Source organism: Streptomyces corchorusii (genome assembly GCF_001514055.1).
GTDB lineage: Bacteria > Actinomycetota > Actinomycetes > Streptomycetales > Streptomycetaceae > Streptomyces > Streptomyces olivaceoviridis.
Window position 1 is genome coordinate 338,547 of record NZ_KQ948358.1, and the last position, 22,179, is coordinate 360,725.

Below are 22,179 nucleotides of genomic sequence, written 5' to 3' on the forward strand. Positions count from 1 at the left end.
GGCAGAACAGAGGGAAGGACGACACGTTGAGGGTCCCCCGCAGGGGACCCCAGGCCCGCGTCGGAGCCGTCGGGGCGCGGCCGGACCGGGTGGCCGGGGTGCCGAGGGCGCCCCGGCCACCCGGCGCGGCCGGTCGCGCCCCTCGGGCGAGCCACTGGGAAGAGGGGCGACAGTGACGAGCGCAGCCGAGCAGCGGGCACCGGCCGGGGGGCCGGCCGCGGGGAGCGGGCAACCGGCGGCGGTGAACGGCGCCCGGCGGGCCGTGCCGCCTGTCCCGGCGGTGTGGCCGGGGACGCCGACCCCGCTGGGCGCCCGGTTCCGGACCGGCCCGGACGGGGTCGCGGGCACCAACTTCGCGCTGTGGGCGGCCGGTGCGGAGGCCGTCCGGGTGTGTCTCTTCGACGAGGGCGGCCGGGAGACGCAGCTCCCGCTGACCGAGCTGACGCACGAGATCTGGCACGGCTTCGTGCCCGGTGTGATGCCGGGTCAGCGCTACGGCTACCGGGTGGACGGCCGCTGGGACCCGTGGACCGGCGCCCGCTGGAACCCGGCGAAGCTGTTGCTGGACCCGTACGCGCGCGCGGTGGACGGGGAGTTCGCCTCGTCCGGGCTGTCACCGCAGGTGTACGGGCACGTGCGGGACTGGCCGGACCAGTCGGTCGCCGACACGGTGCGCGACGAACGGGACTCGGCGCCGTACGTCCCCAAGGGGGTCGTCGTCCACGATGACGACGACTGGTCCGACGACCGGCGCCCCAAGACGCCGTGGGCCGACTCGGTGATCTACGAGCTGCACGTGCGGGGCTTCACCCGGCTGCACCCCGGCGTCCCCGAGGAACTGCGCGGCACCTACGCGGGGCTGGCGCACCCGGCCGCGATCGACCACCTCGTCAGGCTGGGCGTCACGGCCGTCGAGCTGCTGCCGGTGCACCAGTTCGCGCACGAGGACCACCTGCTGCGCCGGGGCCTGCGGAACTACTGGGGCTACAACTCCATCGGCTACTTCGCCCCGCACGCGGCCTACGCGGCCTCCGGCACGACCGGCCAGCAGGTCGGCGAGTTCAAGCGGATGGTGCGCGCACTGCACGCGGCCGGCATCGAGGTCATCCTGGACGTGGTCTACAACCACACCGCGGAGGCGGGCGAGCTGGGCCCCACGCTGTCCCTGAAGGGCATCGACAACCGCGGCTACTACCGGCTCCAGGACGACGCCCGCCGCTACGCCGACTACACCGGCTGCGGCAACACCCTGCACGTCGTACGGCCGCAGGTGCTGCGCCTGATCACCGACTCGCTGCGCTACTGGGTGACCGAGATGGGCGTGGACGGCTTCCGCTTCGACCTCGCGGCGGCGCTGGCCCGCTCGATGCACGACGTCGACATGCTCTCCCCGTTCCTGGCGGTCATCGCCCAGGACCCGGTGCTGCGCCGGGTGAAGCTGATCGCCGAGCCGTGGGACATCGGCTCCGGCGGCTACCAGGTGGGCGCGTTCCCGCCCCTGTGGACCGAGTGGAACGACCGCTACCGCAACGCGGTCCGGGACTTCTGGCGGCACGCCCTGCCCGACGTGCGCGAGATGGGCTACCGCCTCTCCGGCTCCAGCGACCTGTACGCCTGGGGCGGCCGGCGCCCCTACGCCTCCGTCAACTTCGTCACCGCGCACGACGGCTTCACCCTGCGCGACCTGGTGTCGTACGAGAGCAAGCACAACGAGGCCAACGGCGAGGACAACCGGGACGGCACGGACGACAACCGCTCCTGGAACTGCGGCGCCGAGGGCGAGACCGACGACGAGGGCGTCCGGGCCCTGCGCCGCAGGCAGCTGCGGAACCTGCTGACGACCCTGCTGCTGTCCACCGGTGTGCCGATGCTGGTCGCCGGCGACGAACTGGGCCGCACCCAGCGCGGCAACAACAACGCCTACTGCCAGGACAACGAGATCGGCTGGCTCGACTGGTCGCTGCTGGAGCAGCCCGGCTGGCGGGCGCTGTTCGACCTGACCTCGCGGCTGATCGCGCTGCGCCACCGGCATCCGGTCCTGCGCCGGCGGGCCTTCTTCTCCGGCCGCGCCCAGACCGCGGACGGGCTGCGCGACCTGGCCTGGTTCACCGCGCGGGGCGCGGAGATGACCGAGGGCGACTGGTACGCGCCCGCCGCCACGCTCGGCATGTACCTGTCCGGCCGGGACATCCCGGGCCGCGACGAGCGGGGCGCGCCGGTGGTGGACGACAGCTTCCTCGCCGTGCTGCACGCGGGCGAGGGGCCGACCGGCTTCGTGCTGCCCGGCCCGCCGTGGGCGCAGCGGTACGAGGTGGTCGTGGACACCTCGCTGGAGGAGCAGGAGCGGGCGCCGGGCACGGTCCACCGGGCGGGGGCGGAGATCACGGTCCCGGCGCGGGCGGTGCTGCTGCTGAGGGTGGTCTGAACCCGCGGGAGAGCCGTGCGTGACGCGGATCACGCTCGCCGAGTGCAGCGCCGGCGGGGGTCCAGTGCCTTTCCCCTGGTGGAGGACGAGCCGGCGAGGACGGGGACCGTGGGATGGAGCAGACCAGGGCCGGTGAGTACGACGCGTTCGTGGCGGCCCGCTGGTCGGTGTTGTTCCATCTCGCCCGTCTGCTCACCGGCGGGGACCGGCACCGCGCCGAGGACCTGTTGCAGGAGTCCTTGGTCAAGCTGTGGTTCGTCTGGCCGAAGGTCGCCGACGAGGCGCCGGAGGCCTATGTGCGCAAGGTGCTGGCGCGGGCCGCGGCCCGGTCGGCGCGGCGGCGCTGGTGGGGCGAACGGCCCGTGGAGGAGCTGCCCGAGGTGGCGGCGTCCGGCGACATGTCGGCGACCGTGGCCGAGCGGTCCCGCCTGGAGGCGGCGCTCGCCCAGCTGACGCCGCGGCAGCGGGCCGCCGTGGTGCTGCGCTACTACCAGGACCTGCCCGACCGGCAGGTCGCGGAGGCCCTGGGCTGCCCGGTGGGCACGGCCCGGTCCCATGCCGCGCGCGGCGTGGCCCGGCTCCGCGGGCTGCTGGCCGACGTCATCGAGCCGGTGGGGTGAGGGAGAACCCATGGAGCGCAGGGACCGCACGGACCACAGGGAAGACCGCACGGCTCCGCCGGACGGCACGGATCGCTTCGAGCGGGAGCTCACGCGGCTCATGCAGCGGGCCGAGCAGCCGGTGCCGTTCGAGGCACGGCACCGGGAGGCGCTGCGCGCGGGCGTGCGCACCCGGCGCCGGGTGCGCGCCGCGCGCCGGGCCGCCGGTTCCGTCCTGGCGGTGGCCGGGCTCGGCCTGGGCCTGTTCCTGTGGCCGCACGGCCACACCGCCGACCGGCCCACCGCCCCGCGCCCCCGGCCCGCGCTGAGCCCGGCGCCCACGCCGAGCACCTCGCCGTCGCAGTCGCCGTCCGGGACGCCGGGTCCGCCGCCGTCCACGACGACGTCGACGCCGACGGACGTGCCGTCACCGGGCGACACCGCGACCACCTCCGCCCCGCCCACCGCCCCGGAGGGTTCGACGACCGCCACGTACCCGCCGCCGACGGCCACGGCCACCTCCGGGGAGGACAGCACCACGCCGACGGCCACCGCGACGGCGAGCGGGCCGGCCGGGCCGTCCTACGATCCCTCGCCGTCGGTCGGCCCGAGCGACTAGCCGCGCCCCTACCCCTCCCGCACGCGCATGCCCTTCCGCGCGCCCTGCCCACCGGAACAAACAGGTACTTACGTGACATACATCCGACCGAGCCGACCCGCCCGACCGAGTGGGTCACCGGCCGCCGCACCCCGGCGCACCCCCGTGCCGACGCCCCAGGAGGGCCCCGTCCTGGACGTGACCGTGCCGGTGTTCAACGAGGAGAAGGACCTGGAGCCCAGCGTCCGGCGGCTGCGCACGCATCTGCGGGACGGCTTCCCCTACCCGTTCCGGATCACCATCGCCGACAACGCGAGCACCGACCGGACCCCGGTCATCGCCGCCCGGCTCGCCGGCGAACTCCCGGAGGTGGTCTCGCTGCGGCTGCCCGAGAAGGGCCGGGGCCGGGCGCTGCGGGCCGCCTGGTCCGGTTCCCGGGCCCCCGTGCTGGCGTACGTCGACGTGGACCTGTCCACCGGGCTCACCGCGCTGCTGCCGCTGGTGGCCCCGCTGATCTCCGGCCACTCCGACCTGGCCATCGGCACCCGGCTGGCGCCCGGCGCCCGGGTGGTGCGCGGGACGAAGCGAGAGGTCATATCCCGCTGCTACAACGCCCTGCTGCGCTGCACGCTCGCCGTCGGCTTCTCCGACGCGCAGTGCGGGTTCAAGGCGGTCCGGCGGGAGACCGCCGAGCGGCTGCTGCCGCTGGTGCGGGACGGGGAGTGGTTCTTCGACACCGAGTTGCTGGTGCTCGCCGAGCGGGCCGGCCTCAGGATCCACGAAGTGCCGGTGGACTGGGTGGACGACCCGGACAGCAGCGTCGACATCCTCGCCACCGCCCTGGCCGACCTGCGCGGGATCGTACGGATGCGGCGCACCTTGAGCCGCCGCCGGCCGAAGCCGGTGGTCCGGTGACCGCGACCCTGTCCGGCATCCGCGCCCCGGCCCCCGGGACCGCGCCCGTCTCCCGGCCACGGGCCGCCGTCCGCCGCCACGGACCGGTCCTCGCCCTGTTCGGCACGCTGAAGCTGGCCGGTTTCTGCTCGTTCATGTACCTGCTGTCCTCCACCGGGGACTACCGCACCAAGCACCCGCGGTTCGGCGGCGGCGCCCACGCCTGGGACGTGCTGGCCACCTGGGACGGCTGGTGGTACCAGCAGATCGCCCTGCACGGCTACGACCCGAAGCTCGTCCCGGTCCCGGGCGCCACCGGCCTGATCACGCTGGAGGGCAACTCGGCGGCGTTCTTCCCGCTCTATCCCGCCCTGATGCGGCTGACCTCGGCCGTCACCGGCCTCGGCTCCTACGGCGCCGGGCTGCTGGTCTCCGTCGTCGCGTCCTTCGCCGCCGCCCTCGGCATCCACGCCGTCGCCGAGCGGTTCGGCGGCCGGCGGGCCGGACTCGCGGCGGCCGGGCTGTGGGCGGTGTGGCCGGGCTCGGGCGTGGAGTGGGCGGTCTACTCCGACTCCCTCTACGTGGCCCTGGCCGCCTGGGCCTGCCACGCCGTCCTCACCCGCCGCTGGCTCACCGCCGGCGTGCTCGCCTTCACGGCCGGTCTCAACCGGCCCACGGCCGCCGCGCTGATCGCCGCGCTCGGCGTGGCCGCGCTGCTGTCCCTGCGCCGCCGGGAGGACGGCGCGCTGCGCCCGCTGCTGGCCACGGCCCTCGCCCCGCTGGGACTGCTCGGCTATCTGCTCTGGGTCGGCGACCGCATGGGCGACCTGGGCGGCTACTTCGAGCTCCAGTCGGGCGCCTGGGCGCACAGCTTCGACTACGGCGAACAGACCCTGGACGTCCTGACGTCCGTGCCCGTGGGCAGGTTCGACTACCTCTTCGCCTCCCCCTTCGCGGACGTCATCTCCGTCGGCGTCATCCTGCTCGCCTGCGCGCTGCTGCCGCTGCTGCTGCGGCTGCGCCCGCCGGCGGTGCTGGTCGTGTACACCGTCCTCACCCTGGTCCTGGTGCTCGGCAGCCAGCAGATCGTCGCCAACATCTCCCGCTACCTGCTGCCCTGCTTCCCGCTGTTCCTGCCGCTCGCGGTGGCCATGCGGCGGCTGAGCCTGCCCGTGCAGTGCACGCTGCTGGGCATCGCGGCCCTGGCGTCCGGCTCGTACGCCGGGTACGCGCTCTTCGAACTGGGAGTGCCGTGATCCCGTCCGCCGGCCGGCGAGGGCCGAGGCTGTGACGACGCGGCGGTAGCCGGTTCCGGGAACGAAGGGGCCCGCGCACTCGGCCGTGGTGCCGAAAGGGGCCTGCGGGCCGACCTCGCCGGCCAGGAGGAGGACGGGCCGCGCGAACCGGGCGAGCGCGGCGCGGGTGGCCGCCGGGGCGGAGGCGGCGACGATCTCCGGGTTCCTCCGCTCGTCCTCCACGTCCTGACAGGTCCCCAGCCGCGTGGCAGGCGAGCCGGGTCCCGTCGTACGCCGAGGAGGCGGGCATGGCCGGGACCCTGTCAGCGGCGTACCGGCGAGGGCAACCGGGTTTCGGCGGGCGCCCGGACGCCGCGCGGGTCAGGCCAGGCTGTCCCGCCATGCCTGGTGGAGGTCGGCGAACCGGCCCGTGCCGGCGATGAGTTCGTCCGGATGGCCGTCCTCGACGATCCGGCCGTGCTCCATCACCAGCACCCGGTCCGCGATCTCCACCGTGGAGAGCCGGTGCGCGATCACCACGGCGGTACGGCCCCGCAGCACCGTCGCCATCGCCCGCTGCACCGCCCGCTCCCCCGGGATGTCCAGCGAACTGGTCGCCTCGTCCAGGATCAGCACGGCCGGGTCGGCGAGCAACGCGCGGGCGAAGGCGACCAGTTGGCGCTGCCCGGCGGAGATCCGGCCGCCGCGCTTGCGGACGTCGGTGTCGTAGCCGTCGGGCAGGGCGCTGATGAACTCGTGCGCGCCGATCGCCTTCGCGGCCCGCTCGATCTCCTCCCGGGTGGCCTCGGGCCGGCCGAGGGCGATGTTGTCGGCGACCGTGCCGGAGAACAGGAACGCCTCCTGCGTCACCATGACCACCCCGCGCCGCAGTTCGGGCATCGGCAGCTCGCGCAGGTCCACGCCGTCCAGCAGCACGCGCCCGGCGGAGGGGTCGTAGAACCGGGCGAGCAGCTTGGCCAGGGTGGACTTGCCCGCGCCGGTGGAGCCGACGACCGCGACCGTCTGCCCGGCGGGCAGGGTCAGGTCGAAGCGGGGCAGCACCTCGCCGCCGGTGCGGTAGCCGAACCGGACCCCGTCGAAGACGACCTCGCGCCCCGGGAACTCGGTCTTCAGCGGCGGCAGTTCGCGCGGGTGCTCCGGCTCCGGCACGGACGGCGTCTGCGCCAGCAGCCCGGCGATCTTCTCCAGGGAGGCGGCGGCCGACTGGTAGGAGTTCAGGAACATGCCGAGCCGGTCGATGGGGTCGTACAGCCGGCGCAGGTACAGCACGGCCGCCGCCAGCACGCCCAGCTCCAGCGAGTCGGCCGCCACCCGGTGGGCACCCCAGAGCACGATCCCGGCGACCGCGGTGTTGGCCACCAGCCGGGAGCCGACCACATAGCGGGCCATCTCCAGCAGGGAGTCGCCGTTCGTGCGTTCGTGCCGCGCGTTCAGCACGGCGAACTCGGCGTCGTTCGCGGCCTCGCGGCGGAAGGCCCGCACCGGCCGGATGCCGTTCATCGTCTCCACGAACTTCACGATCACCGCCGCGATGGCCGTGGACCGCGCCCCGTACACCCGCGCCGCCCGCCCGCGGTAGAGCCGGACGAGCAGGTACAGCGGCAGGAAGGACGCCACCGCCACCGCGCCGAGGCCGGGGTCGAGCCAGAGCAGCGTCGCCGAGATGTAGACGAAGGACAGGATGACGGTCACCAGCTCCTGGAGCCCCTCGTCGAGGAGTTCGCGCAGCGACTCGACGTCCGTGGTGGAGCGGGAGATGAGCCGGCCCGAGGTGTACCGCTCGTGGAAGTCGACGCTCAGCGCCTGCGCGTGCCGGAAGATCCGCCCGCGCAGGTCCAGCAGCACGTCCTGGCTGACCCGGGCGGAGGTCTCGATGAACGCGAACTGGAGCGCACCGGAGGCGAGGGCGCACAGCAGATAGCCGGCGGCGACCGCGAACAGCGGTCCGTTCCGGTCGTCCCGGAACGCGGGTACGGCGGTGTCGATGGCGTACGCCACCAGCAGCGGGCCCGCCTGCACCGCCGCCTGCTGGAGCAGCAGCAGGAGCGTGGTGAGCGCGACCCGGGCCTTCATGGGCGCGAGCAGCGAGCGCAGCAGGGCGGCGGTGGCGCCGGGCGGACTGGGCAGGACGTCCCGGTCGAACTGGTCGCCCGGGCCGCCCGGGCCGCCCGCGTCCTGGGGGCGGGCCGGTCCGTCGCTGTCGTCGTCGCTGACGGCGGGGGTGGAGGGGGTCGTGGTGGTCAACGGGATTCCTCCTGTTCCCCGGACATCAGATGGGCGTACTCGGCGTTCTCGCGCAGCAGTTCCTGGTGGGTGCCGACGGCGGCGATCCGGCCGCCCGAGAGCAGGGCGACGCGGTCGGCGAGCAGCACGGTGGACGGGCGGTGGGCCACGATCAGCGCGGTGGTGTCGGCGAGCACCTGGCGCAGCGCGGCCTCCACGGCGGCCTCCGTGTGCACGTCCAGGGCGGACAGCGGGTCGTCCAGCACCAGGAACTCGGGCCGGCCGACCACCGCGCGGGCCAGCGCGAGGCGCTGCCGCTGGCCGCCGGACAGGCTGAGGCCCTGCTCGCCGACGCGGGTGTCGGTGCCCTGCGGCAGCGCGTGCGCGAAGTCGGCCTGGGCGATGGCGAGGGCCCGGTCGAGTTCGGGCTTCCCCGCGGCGTCCGGGGCGCCCATGAGCACGTTCTCCCCGACGCTGGCGGAGAACAGCGTGGGCTCCTCGAAGGCCACGGCGACTCTGCCGCGCAGTTCCTCGCGGGACATGGCGGTGATGTCGACGCCGTTGAGCGTGATCCGCCCGGAGGTCACCTCGTGCAGCCGTGGGACGAGCGCGGTGAGGGTGGTCTTCCCGCTGCCGGTGGCCCCGACGAGGGCCATGGACTCACCGGGGCGGATGTGCAGGTCGACGGCGGTGAGCAGGGGCGGGGAGCCGGGGGGCGCGTCGGGGTAGCGGAACGACACGTTCTCGAACCGGAGTCCCGGCGCGGCGGGCGCGGCGTCCCGCGCCTGCGGACGAGGGCCCCCGCCCCCGCCCCCGTCCCCATCCAGTTGGTCCTCCGGCAGCTCGTCCATCACCTCGAAGTACCGCTCCGTGGCGGTCGCCGCCTCCTGACTCATCGCCAGCAGGAACCCGATCGAGTCCACGGGCCAGCGCAGGGCGAGCGCCGTGCTCAGGAAGGCCACCAACGTCCCGGCGGACAGCTCCCCGTCGGCCACCCGCAGCACCCCCAGCACCAGCGCCGCCCCGATCGCCACCTCCGGCAGCGTCACGATGACGGCCCAGATCGTGGCCAGCAGCCGCGCCTTGCGCAGCTCCGTCCCCCGGAGCCGGCCGGAGAGTTCGCGGAAGGCGCGCGCCTGGCTGCGGTGGCGGCCGAAGCCCTTGATGACGCGGATGCCGAGCACGCTCTCCTCGACCACCGTCGTCAGGTCGCCGATCTGGTCCTGGGCGCGCCGCGCCACTCGCGCGTACCGCCGTTCGAAGACCACGCACGTCCACATCACGGGCACGGCGGGGCCGAGGATGACCAGTCCCAGCACCCAGTCCTGGAGCAGCATGATGACCAGGCCGACGAGGATGGTGACGCCGTTGACGAGGAGGAACGTCAGCGGGAAGGCGAGGAACATGCGCAGCAGCATCAGGTCGGTGGTGGCGCGCGAGAGCAGCTGGCCGGACGCCCAGCGGTCGTGGAAGGCCACCGGCAGCCGTTGCAGCCGCCGGTACAGGCCGGCGCGCATCTCCGCCTCCACGTGCGACAGCGGCCGGGCCACGAGCCAGCGCCGTATGCCGAACAGGACCGCTTCGGCGATGCCGAGCAGGAGCAGGTACAGCGCGCCGCGCCATACGCCCGCCGGATCGCGGTCGGCGACCGGCCCGTCGACCATCCACTTCAGGACGAGCGGGATCACCAGCCCCGTGCAGGAGGCGACGACCGCGACGAACGCGGCGGTGAACAGCCGGGCGCGCACGGGACGGACGTACGGCCACAGCCTGAGCAGGGTGCGTACGGCGGAGCGGTCGGTGGTTTCACGTGTCGTGGGCATCAACCGCGAGCGTACGGACCGCCGCTGACAACGCCCACCGAGTTTCGGCCCGACCCCGGCCGGGCCGTGGCCGTGGGTTCCGCCGGACGGGGCGCCTCGGGGAAAATGGCCGGGCGCGCCGGGGGCGGGGCGCGCGGATCGGGGGACGGATGATCGACGCGTACGAGGATCCGGGCACGCCCGACACCCGTGGCGGCTGGTGGTTCCTGTGGTGGCTGGTGCGGTGCCAGCCGGGGCGTTCGGTGGCCGGGGCGCTGCTGGGCAGTACCTGGATGGTGCTGCTGGCCGCACAGCCGTACCTGATGGCGCGGGCCGTGGACGACGGGCTGCTGCCGGGGCGGCTGGGGGTGCTCGCCGGGTGGGCCGGGGCGATGTTCGTCGTCGGGGCGCTGAACGCCTGGGTGAGCATCCTGCGGCACCGGGTGATGACGCGGGTCCGGATGGACGCCAACTTCCGCACGGTCAAAGTGGTGGTGGGGCATGTGGTGCGGCTGGGGGCCGCGCTGCCGCGCCGGGCCGGGGCCGGTGAGGTCGTCACCATCGGGGTCGGGGACGTGCAGACCCTGGCGTCGGCGCTGACCGTGGTGGGGCCGGGGGTCGGCTCGCTCGTGGTCTACGGGGTGGTGGCCGGGCTGCTGCTGGCGATCTCCGCGCCGCTGGCCGCGGTGGTGCTGCTCGGGGTGCCGGTGATCGGGCTGCTCACCGGGCCGCCCGCGCTGCGGCTTCAGCGGGCGGAGAGCGGGTACCGCGAGCTCCAGGGGGTGCTCACCGCGCGCATCGGCGACCTCGCGGGCGGGCTGCGCGTCCTCAACGGGCTGGGCGGCAAGGGGCTGGTCGCGGACGCGTTCCGGGACGACTCGCGGCGGTTGCGGGCGCAGGGGTACCGGGTGGGCGCGGTGGCCAGCTGGGTGCAGGCGCTCGGAGTGGGGCTGCCGACCCTGTTCCTCGCCGTGGTGACCTGGCTGGCGGCCCGGCTCACCGCGCGGGGCTCCCTGTCGGTGGGCGAGTTGGTCTCGGTCTACGGCTATGTGGCGGTGCTCGTCGGACCGGTCGCGTTCTTGGTGCGGATGGCCTACGACCTCAACCGGGGCGTGGTCGCCGCGCGCCGGGCGGTACGGCTGCTGCGGCTGGAACCGGAACCGGACACCGGCACCCTGCCGGCGCCCGCCGGACCGGCCGAGCTGCACGACCCGGCGTCCGGGGTGCGGGTGGTGCCGGGCCGGCTGACCGCGCTTGCCGCCGCCCGGCCCGCCGAGGCCGCCGCCGTGGTCGACCGGCTCGGCCGGTACGGGCCCACCGACGCCACCTGGGGCGGGGTACGGCTCGACGCGGTCCCGCTGGCGGACGTACGACGGCGCGTGCTGGTCGCGGACAACGAGGCGGACCTGTTCGCCGGGCCGCTGCGGGAGGTGCTGGCCGCCGCGCACCCGGCCGACGGGGCGGCGCTGCGCCGGGCGGTGTACGCGGCGGCGGCCGAGGACGTGGTCCGGGGCCTGCCGGACGGCCTGGACTCGGCGGTGGCCGGGCAGGGGCGCAGCCTCTCCGGCGGACAGCGGCAACGCGTGCGCCTCGCCCGGGCGCTGCTGGCCGACCCCGAGGTGCTGCTCGCCGTGGAACCGACCTCGGCCCTGGACGCCCACACGGAGGCGACGGTCGCCGACCGGCTCCGGGCGGCACGGGAGGGCCGCACCACGCTGGTGACGACGACGTCCCCGCTGGTCCTGGCCCGGGCGGACACGGTCGTGTTCCTGGCCGACGGCAAGGTCGCGGCGACCGGGCCGCACCCGTGCCTGCTGGCGCGGGAACCGGCGTACCGGGCGCTGGTCGCACGGGACGGCGGGGAGACGGGGGACGCGCCGGACCCGGCGGCCCCCGCGACCACGGCAGGCGCGGCGGCCCCGCCCGCGCCGGAGCCCCGCGCATGACCTCCGATGAGGCCCTGCTGCCCGTCGCCGGCCGGGCGGCCGTGCGGCGGGCCACGGTGCGGCTGGTGTCGGCCGACCGGTGGGCGTTCGCCGGGGCACTGGGGCTGAACGCGCTGGCCGCCGCGGCGGGCCTGGCGGGGCCCTGGCTGGTGGGCCGGATCGTCGACGAGGTGCGGGCCGGGCACGGGGCCGGCGCGGTGGACCGGCTGGCGTCCTGGATCGTGGTGTGCGCGCTGGCGCAGACCCTGCTGGCCCGCTGGGCGCGCTACGTCGGGCACCGGTTCGGGGAGCGCACGCTGGCCCGGGTCCGCGAGGAGTACGTCGAGCGGGTGCTGGCGCTGCCCGCGTCCGTGGTCGAGCGGGCCGGCACCGGCGATCTGACCGCGCGGGGCACCGCGGACGTGGCGACCGTCGGCACGACCCTGCGGGACGTCGGCCCCGAGCTGCTGGTCGACGGCGTCCAGGCGGTCTTCGTGCTGGGCGCGGTGTTCACGCTCGACCCCCTGCTGGGGGCGTTCGGCCTGCTCGGTCTCACCCCGATCCGGCTGGCGCTGCGCTGGTACCTGCGGCGTGCCCGGGACGGCTATCTCGCCGAGGGGGCGGCGACCTCGCGGGTCGCGGAGATCGTCGCGGCGACGGCGGCCGGCGCGCGGACCGTGGAGGCGTTCGGGCTGCGGGAGCGACGGACCGCGGCGAGCCGGGACGCGCTGGAGGCGTCCCGGCGCACCCGGCTGTACACCCTGCGCCTGCGGTCGGTGTTCTTCCCGGCGGTCGAGGTGACGTACACCGTCCCGGTGGTCGGAGTGCTGCTGCTCGGCGGCTGGCTGCACGCCCGGGGGTCGGTCGGGGTAGGAGCGGTGGTGGCGGCGGCGCTGTACCTGCGGCAGTTCACCGAGCCGCTGGACCAGATCCTGATGCGGGTGGAGCAACTACAGAGCAGCGGGGCCTCGTTCGCGCGCGTGGAGGGGCTGGCGCAGGCGCCCCGGGACGGGGGCGAGGGCGCGTCCGCGGTGCCGGCGGACGACCGGATCGAGGTGCGCGGGGTGCGGTACGCGTACGAGCGCGGCGGTGAGGTGCTGGGCGGGGTGGACCTGACGGTACGGCCCGGGGAGCGGCTCGCCGTGGTGGGGCCGTCCGGCGCCGGGAAGACGACCTTGAGCCGGCTGCTCGCGGGCGTCGACCGGCCCGGTTCCGGCACGGTGACGGTGGGCGGGGTGCCGGTGGCCGGGCTGGCACCGGAGCTGCTGCGCCGGCAGGTGGTGCTGGTCACCCAGGAGCACCACGTCTTCCTGGGGACCGTGCGGGACAACCTCCGCATCGCCGAACCCGCCGCCGACGACGCCGCCTTGTGGTCGGCGCTCGCGGCCGTGGGCGCCGAGGACTGGGTGCGGGCGCTGCCGGACGGGCTCGACACCCGGCTGGGCGAGGGCGGCCGGCCGACGGACGGTTCGCAGGCCCAGCAACTGGCCCTCGCGCGCGTGGTCCTGGCCGACCCGCACACGCTGATCCTCGACGAGGCGACGGCCCTGCTGGATCCGGCCACCGCCCGGCACACCGAGCGCGCCCTCGCCGCGGTGCTTGAGGGCCGTACGGTCATCGCCATCGCGCACCGCCTGCACACGGCGCACGACGCGGACCGGGTGGCGGTGATGGAGGACGGCCGGGTGACCGAACTGGGCACGCACGAGGAGCTGGTGGCGGCGGGCGGTGCGTACGCGGCGCTGTGGCGGACGTGGCACGGGCGGGCACCCGGGCGGTGATCCGCCGCCGCCCCGCCCGGTGGTCCGCCGCCCCGAGCGGTGGTCCGGCCACCCAACAGTCCGCATACCGAACCTGAACATCCGGTCAACGAACCATTTCCGGCCAAGTTGGTGACGCGGTCCTGACAAGTGGTGAGATCGCCTGCCACTCTTCCCTGGCCGACTCACAGCAACCCCACAGTTTCCGCACTTCTGTGTGAGCGGCTCCGCACCTGCACGTGGCTTTCGCGTAACGCCTTGTTCTGCCCGGACGCCCCAACCCACCGTCCGGTCTCCCCGGCCGCGCGACCCGCGGTCACGCAGAAGGAGTCAGTGTGAGAAGCAATCCCTCTCGCGGACGCACCTCCCACACCCCGCACCGCCACATCCCGCACCGCCGCACCGCCACCGTCGCCCTGGCCGGTGTCGCCGCCCTGATCGCCGCCGCCGTCCAGTCCGGCGCGGCCACCGCCGCCCCGGCCACACCGCGGGCCGGCCAGGCCGGCCCGGCCCACGCGGCGGTCGGGCTCACACCCGCGCAGCGCGCCGAGCTGATACGCCACGCCGACGCCGGCACGGCCGCCGCCGCCCGGCAGATCGGCCTGGGCGCCCGGGAGAAGCTCGTCGTCAAGGACGTCGTCAAGGACGCCGACGGCACGCTGCACACCCGTTACGAGCGCACGTACGGGGGTCTGCCAGTGCTCGGCGGGGACCTCGTGGTGACCACCGCCAGGTCGGGCAAGACCATGGACGTGATCCGGGCCACCGGCGCCACGCTGAAGGTCGCCGGACTCACCCCGGCCGTGTCGAAGGCCGCCGCCGAGAAGCAGGCCGTCCAGCGGGCGAAGGCGCTCGGCGGGACCGACTCGGCCGCGGACAGCGTCCGCAAGGTGATCTGGGCGGCGAGCGGCAAGCCCGTGCTGGCGTACGAGACGGTCGTCGGCGGCCTCCAGGACGACGGCACCCCGAACCAGCTGCACGTCGTCACGGACGCGGCCACCGGCAAGAAGCTCTTCGAGTACCAGGGCGTCCGGAACGGCGTCGGCAACACCCAGTACAGCGGGCAGGTCACGCTGACCACGACCCAGTCGGGCTCGGCGTACACGCTCACCGACGGGGCGCGCGGGGGCCACAAGACGTACAACCTGAACCGGGGCACCTCCGGCACCGGCACCCTGTTCTCGCAGACCAGCGACACCTGGGGCAACGGGACCACGTCGAACGCGGCCACCGCGGGCGCGGACGCCCACTACGGCGCGGCCGAGACCTGGGACTTCTACAAGAGCACCTTCGGCCGCAACGGCATCAAGAACAACGGTGTCGGCGCCTACTCCCGCGTGCACTACGGCAACGCCTACGTGAACGCGTTCTGGGACGACAGCTGCTTCTGCATGACCTACGGCGACGGCTCCGGCAACGCCAAGCCGCTGACCGCGATCGACGTCGCCGGCCACGAGATGAGCCACGGCGTCACCTCCAACACCGCGAACCTCAACTACAGCGGGGAGTCCGGCGGCCTGAACGAGGCCACTTCGGACATCTTCGGCACGGGCGTGGAGTTCTACGCCAACAACGCGTCCGACCCCGGCGACTACCTCATCGGCGAGAAGATCGACATCAACGGCAACGGCACCCCGCTGCGCTACATGGACAAGCCCAGCAAGGACGGCGCGTCCAAGGACAGCTGGTACTCGGGCATCGGCGGCGTCGACGTGCACTACTCCTCCGGCCCCGCGAACCACTTCTTCTACCTGCTCAGCGAGGGCAGCGGCGCCAAGGTGATCAACGGCGTCAGCTACAACTCGCCGACGTCGGATGGGCTTCCGGTCACCGGCATCGGCCGCGACAAGGCACTCCAGATCTGGTACCGGGCGCTGACCACCAAGTGGACGTCCACGACCAACTACGCGGGCGCCCGCACCGGCACGCTCGCGGCGGCCGGCGAGCTGTACGGCACCACCAGCGCCGAGTACAAGGCGGTGCAGGACGCCTGGGCGGGCGTCGGGGTCGGCTCGCGCTCCGGTGGCGGGGGCGGCGGCGGTACGTCGTACGAGAGCACCACGCCGGTGCCGGTGCCGGACAACGGCGCCGCCGTCACGTCGGACATCACCGTCTCCGGCCGCAGCGGGAACGCGCCGGGCAACCTCCAGGTGAGCGTGGACATCACCCACACCTGGCGCGGCGACCTGGTGATCGACCTCGTCGGCCCGTCGGGCACCGCCTACCGGCTGAAGAACTTCAGCTCCTCGGACTCGGCGGACGACGTGAACGAGACCTACACGGTCAACGCCTCGGCCGAATCGGCCAACGGCACGTGGAAGTTGCGGGTGCAGGATCAGGCCACCTACGACACCGGAACACTCAACGGCTGGAAGCTGACCTTCCCGTAAACCGCACGCCACGGGCCCGGCGCCACGGGGCCGTCCGGGGGCCGAGGCCCTCGGACGGCACCCGGTTCATCTGCCTGCAATGTTTCCCGGACAGTTGATTTTCGGCCAACATCACGTCAGGGGCCTGACATGTACGCGTCCTTGATGTCACTCTCTCTCCACCCGCCGCAGCAGCACAGCAACTTCACAACGCCACACACTCCGGCCAGTAACCCCACACTGCCCGGACTCCCCCACGAGAAGGAGCTTCTGTGAGCCCCCTCTACGCGCGTCACAAGCGCACCACTCTGGCCATCGCCACCGCCGTCGCCGCCGGAGCCCTGCTCGCCACCGGTGTCACCACCAGTGCCACCGCCCAGCCCGCGGCCAAGCCGCTCGCCGCCGCGCCGACCGCGCTGTCCGCCGCTGCGCGCACCACCCTGATCCAGCAGGCCCAGGCCGACGCGGCCGGCACCGCCCGGCAGATAGGCCTCGGCGCCCAGGAGAAGCTGGTCGTCAAGGACGTCGTCAAGGACGTCGACGGCACCGTCCACACCCGCTACGAGCGCACCTACGCGGGCCTGCCGGTGCTCGGCGGCGACCTGATCGTCCACACGGACAAGTCCGGCAAGACCCAGGGCGTCACCAAGGCGGCCAAGTCGGCCATCAAGGTGGCCTCGCTCAAGCCGCAGATCACCGCCGCCAAGGCCGAGAAGCAGGCGGTGTCCGCCGCCAAGACGCTGGGCTCCGCCAAGACCACCGCGGACGGCGCCCGCAAGGTGATCTGGGCCGGCTCCGGCAAGCCCGTCCTCGCCTACGAGACCGTCGTCGGCGGCCTCCAGGACGACGGCACCCCGAACCAGCTGCACGTCATCACCGACGCGGCCACCGGCAAGAAGCTCTTCGAGTACCAGGGCGTCGAGACCGCGACCGGCAAGACGCTGTACTCCGGCACGGTCACGCTCAACTCCGTCCAGTCGGGCTCGACCTACCAGCTCACCGACAGCGCGCGGGGCAACCACAAGACCTACAACCTGGCCCGCAAGACGTCCGGCACGGGCACCCTGGTGGCCAGCTCCACCAACGTCTTCGGCACCGGTACCGCCTCCAGCTCCTCCTCCGACCAGACCGCGGCCGCCGACGCCGCCTACGGCGCGGCCGAGACCTGGGACTTCTACAAGAGCACCTTCGGCCGCAACGGCATCAAGAACAACGGTGTCGGCGCCTACTCCCGCGTGCACTACGGCAACGCCTACGTGAACGCGTTCTGGGACGACAGCTGCTTCTGCATGACCTACGGCGACGGCTCCGGCAACGTCGACCCGCTGACCTCGCTGGACGTGGCGGGCCACGAAATGAGCCACGGCGTCACCTCCAACACCGCCGGCCTGAACTACTCGGGTGAGTCCGGCGGCCTGAACGAGGCCACCTCCGACATCTTCGGCACCGGCGTGGAGTTCTACGCGAACAACGCGTCCGACCCCGGTGACTACCTCATCGGCGAGAAGATCGACATCAACGGCGACGGCACCCCGCTGCGCTACATGGACAAGCCCAGCAAGGACGGCGCCTCGGCCGACTACTGGTCCTCGTCCGTCGGCAGCAAGGACGTGCACTACTCGTCCGGCGTCGCGAACCACTTCTTCTACCTGCTGTCCGAGGGCAGCGGTTCGAAGACGATCAACGGCGTGGCCTACAACTCGCCGACCTACAACGGCGCCGCGGTCACCGGCATCGGCCGCGCCAAGGCGCTCCAGATCTGGTACAAGGCACTGACCACGTACATGACGTCGACGACCAACTACAAGGCCGCCCGCACGGCGACCCTGAACGCGGCGTCCGCGCTGTACGGCTCCGGCAGCGCCGAGTACAACGCGGTCGCGGCGGCCTGGACGGCGGTCAACGTCAGCTAGTCCGCGCCGGCTCGTGAGGGGGCGGCACCCGGGAAGCGGTTCTCCCGGGTGCCGCCCTACCCTTGTGACCCATGTCCTCGGCGACCTTCACCTACGAGCCGGTCGGCGCGACCCGCGACGATCTCACCTTCTGCCCGCCCGGCTTCCACCCCCTGCTGGTCCGCACCCGCCTCGGCGAGGGCCAGGAGGTGTTCCAGCGAGCCGCCGAGGCGGTCCTGACCTGGGAGATGCACCGCGCGCTGGGCGTCGGCATAGACGCCGGCGCCGACCGCGCCGCCCCCGGAACCGACGTCACCGTCACCCTGGCAGGCGTCATCAAGGCCCCCTGCCGCATCATATGGACGGCCGAGGAACACCGCCGGGCCGGCTGGGCCTACGGCACCCTCGAAGGCCACCCCGAGTGCGGCGAGGAGGCCTTCGTGGTCGACCGCACCGGCGACGGCACGGTCTGGCTGACGGTGGCGGCCTTCAGCAAGGCCGCCAAGTGGTACGCCCGCGCGGGCGGCCCGGCGACCCGCGGACTGCAACACGCGTACGCCCGACGCTGCGGGGCGGTGCTGCGGAGGCTGAGCGGGGGACTGCCCGAGGCATGACCGTTCACGACGGTCGAGATCCGGTCGTCCTGCCGCCCGAACCCCCGCTCCGCGTTGCGATCCAGAACGTGGCGATGTGATGATCCCGCCGTGAACGATCACGGGGGCGATGCCGGATCGACGGCGAAAACCAGATTTCCGTGCACAGTGTGACCGGCGAATGCCGGCTGCTCAGCGTCCAGGAATCGCTCGTGATCGATCCGTTCGGCGCGCGCTAGCCGGCTCCGCCTGCCCCGGCGCTCAGGTCACCGCAACACCATCCCCGCCCCCTCCACCACCTCCTCCGACGGCAACGTCACCAGGCCGAGTTCCGCGGCGGAGGACAGCAGGGGGTGGGTGGGGAGGATGCGGACCGTGTAGCCGTAGGGGCCGGTGCGGTCCAGGGAGAGGGGGCCCTCGTAGAGGAGGCGGCCCTCCAGGTCGGGCGGGCCGGCCGGCTTCAGGGGGACCACCGTGGCGTCCGTGATGCGGTCCTCCGCGTCCACCCGCCCGGACACCGCCTGCACCTCCACGTCGTCCGGGCCCAGTTCGCCGAGGCCCACCCGCACCCGCAGGCCCACCGTGCCGCCCAGTTCCGCCGTGGCCGTCGTCGCCGTCGTCTCGACGTGGTCGACGCTCACCCCCGGCCAGGCGGCCCGCACCCGTGCCTTCCACTCGGCGAGGTCCCGGGCCGTGTCCGGGGTCAGTGCGCGGTGCGCCCGCGCGGCGGGGGCGTAGAGCCGGTCGACGTACTCCCGGACCATGCGGCCGGCCAGCACCTTCGGGCCGAGCAGGGACAGGGTCTGGCGGACCATCTCGATCCAGCGGTCGGGCAGACCGGCGCGCCCGCGCTCGTAGAAGCGGGGCGTGATCCGCTGCTCCAGCAGGTCGTACAGAGCGGCGGCCTCGATGTCGTCCCGCCGGTCGGGGTCGGTGCCGGAGCCGTCCGCGGTCGGGATGGCCCAGCCGAAGTCCGGCTGGAACCACTCGTCCCACCAGCCGTCCAGGACGGAGAGGTTGAGGCAGCCGTTCAGCGCCGCCTTCATGCCGGAGGTGCCGCAGGCCTCCAGGGGGCGCAGCGGGTTGTTCAGCCAGATGTCGCAGCCGGGGTAGAGCTTCTGCGCCATCGCCATGCCGTAGTCGGGGAGGAAGACGATCCGGTGGCGGACCCGCGGGTCGTCGGCGAAGCGGACCAGCTCCTGCACCAGGCGTTTGCCGCCGTCGTCCGCCGGGTGCGCCTTGCCCGCGACCACGATCTGCACCGGGCGCTCCGGGTGCAGCAGCAGCTCCATCAGGCGGTCGCGGTCGCGGAGCATCAGCGTCAGGCGTTTGTACGACGGGACGCGGCGCGCGAAGCCGATCGTCAGGACGTCCGGGTCCAGCACCCCGTCGATCCAGCCCAACTCGGCGTCACCCGCTCCGCGTTGCCGCCAGGACGCCCGCAGCCGCTCCCGTACCTCCAGCACCAGTTGCTCGCGCAGGGTGCGGCGCAGCTCGAAGATCTCCTGGTCCGGGATGTCCGCGACCGCGTCCCAGCGCTCGGAGCGGCCGACGCTCAGCGCGTCCTCGGCCCGCTGGACGCCGATCTGCCGGACGCCGAGCCGCAGCACCTCCGGCGCCACCCAGGTCGGCGCGTGCACCCCGTTGGTCACGGAGGTGATCGGCACCTCCTCGGCGTCGAATCCCGGCCACAGCCCGGCGAACATGTTCCGGCTGACCTGCCCGTGCAGCAGCGACACCCCGTTGGCCCGCTGGGCCAGCCGCAGCCCCATCACGGCCATGTTGAACAGGTTCGGCTCGCCGCCCGGGTAGGTCTCCATGCCCAGCGCCAGGACGCGCTGCACGTCGATGCCGGGCAGTTCGGCGTCCGGGCCGAAGTGCCGGCCCACCAGCTCCCGGTCGAAGCGGTCGATGCCGGCCGGGACGGGGGTGTGGGTGGTGAACACCGTCCCGCCCCGCACGGCCTCCAGCGCCGAGTCGAAGTCCAGTCCGTCGGCGCACAGTTCGGCGATCCGCTCCAGGCCGAGGAAGCCCGCGTGCCCCTCGTTGGTGTGGAACACCTCCGGCTCCGGGTGCCCGGTGAGCCGGCAGTACGTCCGTACGGCCCGCACACCTCCTATGCCGAGCAGCATCTCCTGGAGCAGCCGGTGCTCGCTGCCGCCGCCGTAGAGCCGGTCGGTCACCCCGCGTTCGCCGAGCTCGTTCTCCTCCACGTCCGAGTCGAGCAGCAGCAGCGGCACCCGGCCCACCTGGGCGAGCCAGATCCGGGCGCGCAGCGCCTTGCCGCCGGGCAGCGCGAGGGAGACCTGCGCCGGGGTGCCGTCGGCCTCCTTCAGCTGGGTGAGCGGCAGTTCGTTCGGGTCGAGCACCGGGTAGTGCTCCTGCTGCCAGCCGTCCCGGGAGAGGGTCTGCCGGAAGTACCCGTGCCGGTACAGCAGCCCCACCCCGATCAGCGGCACCCCGAGGTCGCTGGCCGCCTTCAGATGGTCGCCGGCGAGGATGCCGAGGCCGCCGGAGTACTGCGGGAGCGCGGCCGTGATGCCGAACTCGGGCGAGAAGTAGGCGACGGCGGCGGGCAGGCCGTCGGCCTGTTCCTGGTACCAGCGGTCGCCGGTGAGGTAGTCGTCGAGGTCGTCGGCGGCGGCGGTGAGGCGGCGCAGGAACCGCCGGTCCCCGGCCAGCTCGGCCAGCCTGGCCGGCCGCACGCTGCCGAGCAGCCGCACCGGGTCGCCGCCGGCACCGGCCCAGCCCTCGGGGCTGACGGACTGGAACAGGTCGCGCGTTTCGGCGTGCCAGGACCAGCGCAGGTTGCGCGCCAGGTCGCTCAGGGGCCGCAGGGGGTCGGGGAGTACGGGACGGACGGTGAACCGACGGATCGCCTTCACATGCCACCTCGACGCGTCGCGGGATGAGACGCACGGCGTTGTACGTCTCGTCGTCGTCTTCGACGGTAGTGGTTACCGCGCGGTCGGTGGGGACGTACCCGTCGGGGGTGTCGGGGGCGTCAAGACCCGGTCACCGGGCACTCGGAAAGAGGGGCCGGTCTTGCGGGTGGACGTACGCGTGAGTAGTTAACAAAGTGCCGGATTGCCCACCCGAACCGGGTGGGAAGGCTCCTCCGGTACGCACCCCACAGCAGCACCACAGCACCTCCGCAGGACCCACCTCCCCATATCCATCCGCCATACCCTCGTTGAAGCGGACAGGAGCGGTCATGCCCGCCACGCACCACTCGTCAGCACCCCCGACAAGCAGCAAGGCCAAGGCACCAGGCAAGAAGGCGACGGGCAGGAAGGGCGCGACGCCGGCCGGCGCGGCCGGTCCGTCCGCCGCCACCGCCGGGGAACGGTCCTCCCCGGACGCGGCCACCGCCGTGGGCCGTATCCCCGTCCTCGACGTACGTCCCGTGGTCCAGCGCGGTCGCCGGCCCGCCAAGGCCGTGACCGGGGAGTCCTTCGAGGTGTCGGCCACCGTGTTCCGGGAGGGCCACGACGCCGTCGCGGCGAACGTGGTGCTGCGGGACCCGGCGGGCCGGCCCGGCCCCTGGACGCCGATGCGGGAACTCGCCCCGGGCACCGACCGCTGGGGTGCCACGGTCACCGCGGGCGAACCCGGCCACTGGACCTACACGGTGGAGGCCTGGTCGGACCCGCTCGCCACCTGGCGGCACCACGCCCGGATCAAGATCCCGGCGGGCATCGACACCGAACTGGTCCTGGCCGAGGGCGCGCAGTTGTACGAGCGTGCGGCCGGCGGGGTCCCGGAGGACCGGCGTCAGGTCGTCCTGGACGCGGCGGCGGCCCTGCGGGACGAGAACCGACCGGCGGCCTGGCGCCTGGCGGT

At 73.7% G+C, this 22,179-nt stretch carries 13 protein-coding genes and 1 pseudogene; 11 read left to right on the forward strand and 3 right to left on the reverse strand.

What is annotated here, in order from left to right; genetic code table 11:
• Nucleotides 1–172 precede the first annotated feature (172 nt).
• The 5 genes and pseudogenes from glgX to AQJ11_RS22630 all read left to right on the forward strand — a co-directional run bounded on the left by glgX (nucleotide 173) and on the right by AQJ11_RS22630 (nucleotide 5,772).
• Nucleotides 173–2,425 carry a glycogen debranching protein GlgX gene (gene glgX, locus AQJ11_RS22610; RefSeq protein ID WP_175252276.1) on the forward strand — a complete coding sequence of 751 codons (2,253 nt, stop codon included), beginning with the start codon at nucleotides 173–175 and terminating at the stop codon, nucleotides 2,423–2,425.
• Between the two features lie 113 nt (nucleotides 2,426–2,538).
• Nucleotides 2,539–3,045 (forward strand): SigE family RNA polymerase sigma factor, encoded by a 507-nt coding sequence (locus tag AQJ11_RS22615; protein WP_014675097.1) that lies wholly within the window; start codon nucleotides 2,539–2,541, stop codon nucleotides 3,043–3,045.
• Between the two features lie 10 nt (nucleotides 3,046–3,055).
• The gene (locus AQJ11_RS22620) at nucleotides 3,056–3,643 is read left to right on the forward strand and encodes a hypothetical protein (protein WP_059264175.1); all 588 of its coding nucleotides are present in this window, start codon (nucleotides 3,056–3,058) and stop codon (nucleotides 3,641–3,643) included.
• 27 nt (nucleotides 3,644–3,670) lie between these two features.
• Nucleotides 3,671–4,510, forward strand: a pseudogene (locus AQJ11_RS22625) (dolichyl-phosphate beta-glucosyltransferase); the annotation flags it as partial.
• Between the two features lie 23 nt (nucleotides 4,511–4,533).
• A complete protein-coding gene (locus tag AQJ11_RS22630) occupies nucleotides 4,534–5,772 on the forward strand; it encodes a glycosyltransferase family protein (RefSeq protein WP_059264176.1) in 1,239 nt (412 codons plus the stop codon).
• Between the two features lie 360 nt (nucleotides 5,773–6,132).
• Here AQJ11_RS22630 and AQJ11_RS22635 read toward each other — a convergent pair whose 3' ends face one another.
• Both AQJ11_RS22635 and AQJ11_RS22640 read right to left on the reverse strand, forming a co-directional pair.
• Entirely contained in the window at nucleotides 6,133–8,016 is a 1,884-nt protein-coding gene (locus AQJ11_RS22635; protein ID WP_014675093.1) for an ABC transporter ATP-binding protein, read from the reverse strand.
• Nucleotides 8,013–9,818: an ABC transporter ATP-binding protein gene (locus tag AQJ11_RS22640; protein WP_059264177.1), complete on the reverse strand. Its 1,806-nt coding sequence runs from the start codon at nucleotides 9,816–9,818 to the stop codon at nucleotides 8,013–8,015. Before AQJ11_RS22640 ends, AQJ11_RS22635 begins: the two co-directional genes overlap by 4 nt.
• A 149-nt stretch (nucleotides 9,819–9,967) precedes the next feature.
• Here AQJ11_RS22640 and AQJ11_RS22645 point away from each other — a divergent pair, with 149 nt between their 5' ends.
• The 5 genes from AQJ11_RS22645 to AQJ11_RS22665 all read left to right on the forward strand — a co-directional run bounded on the left by AQJ11_RS22645 (nucleotide 9,968) and on the right by AQJ11_RS22665 (nucleotide 18,357).
• Nucleotides 9,968–11,743, forward strand: coding sequence for an ABC transporter transmembrane domain-containing protein (locus AQJ11_RS22645; protein ID WP_059264178.1), 1,776 nt, complete (start codon nucleotides 9,968–9,970; stop codon nucleotides 11,741–11,743).
• Nucleotides 11,740–13,503 carry an ABC transporter ATP-binding protein gene (locus tag AQJ11_RS22650; protein ID WP_059264179.1) on the forward strand — a complete coding sequence of 588 codons (1,764 nt, stop codon included), beginning with the start codon at nucleotides 11,740–11,742 and terminating at the stop codon, nucleotides 13,501–13,503. The genes AQJ11_RS22645 and AQJ11_RS22650 overlap by 4 nt, the downstream gene beginning before the upstream one ends.
• A gap of 314 nt (nucleotides 13,504–13,817) precedes the next feature.
• Nucleotides 13,818–15,872 (forward strand): M4 family metallopeptidase, encoded by a 2,055-nt coding sequence (locus AQJ11_RS22655; protein WP_059264180.1) that lies wholly within the window; start codon nucleotides 13,818–13,820, stop codon nucleotides 15,870–15,872.
• 251 nt (nucleotides 15,873–16,123) lie between these two features.
• Nucleotides 16,124–17,764, forward strand: a complete 1,641-nt coding sequence (locus AQJ11_RS22660) for a M4 family metallopeptidase (protein ID WP_014675086.1) — start codon at nucleotides 16,124–16,126, stop codon at nucleotides 17,762–17,764.
• Nucleotides 17,765–17,835: 71 nt separating this feature from the next.
• Nucleotides 17,836–18,357, forward strand: coding sequence for a DUF1990 domain-containing protein (locus AQJ11_RS22665; RefSeq protein ID WP_058081945.1), 522 nt, complete (start codon nucleotides 17,836–17,838; stop codon nucleotides 18,355–18,357).
• A 245-nt stretch (nucleotides 18,358–18,602) separates the two neighbouring features.
• Here AQJ11_RS22665 and AQJ11_RS22670 read toward each other — a convergent pair whose 3' ends face one another.
• The gene (locus tag AQJ11_RS22670; protein WP_059264181.1) at nucleotides 18,603–21,221 is read right to left on the reverse strand and encodes a glycosyltransferase family 1 protein; all 2,619 of its coding nucleotides are present in this window, start codon (nucleotides 21,219–21,221) and stop codon (nucleotides 18,603–18,605) included.
• A 329-nt stretch (nucleotides 21,222–21,550) separates the two neighbouring features.
• On the opposite strand from AQJ11_RS22670, the gene AQJ11_RS22675 reads away from it, so the two are divergent.
• A partial coding sequence (locus tag AQJ11_RS22675; protein WP_159061682.1) for a maltotransferase domain-containing protein occupies nucleotides 21,551–22,179 on the forward strand: 629 nt, incomplete at its 3' end.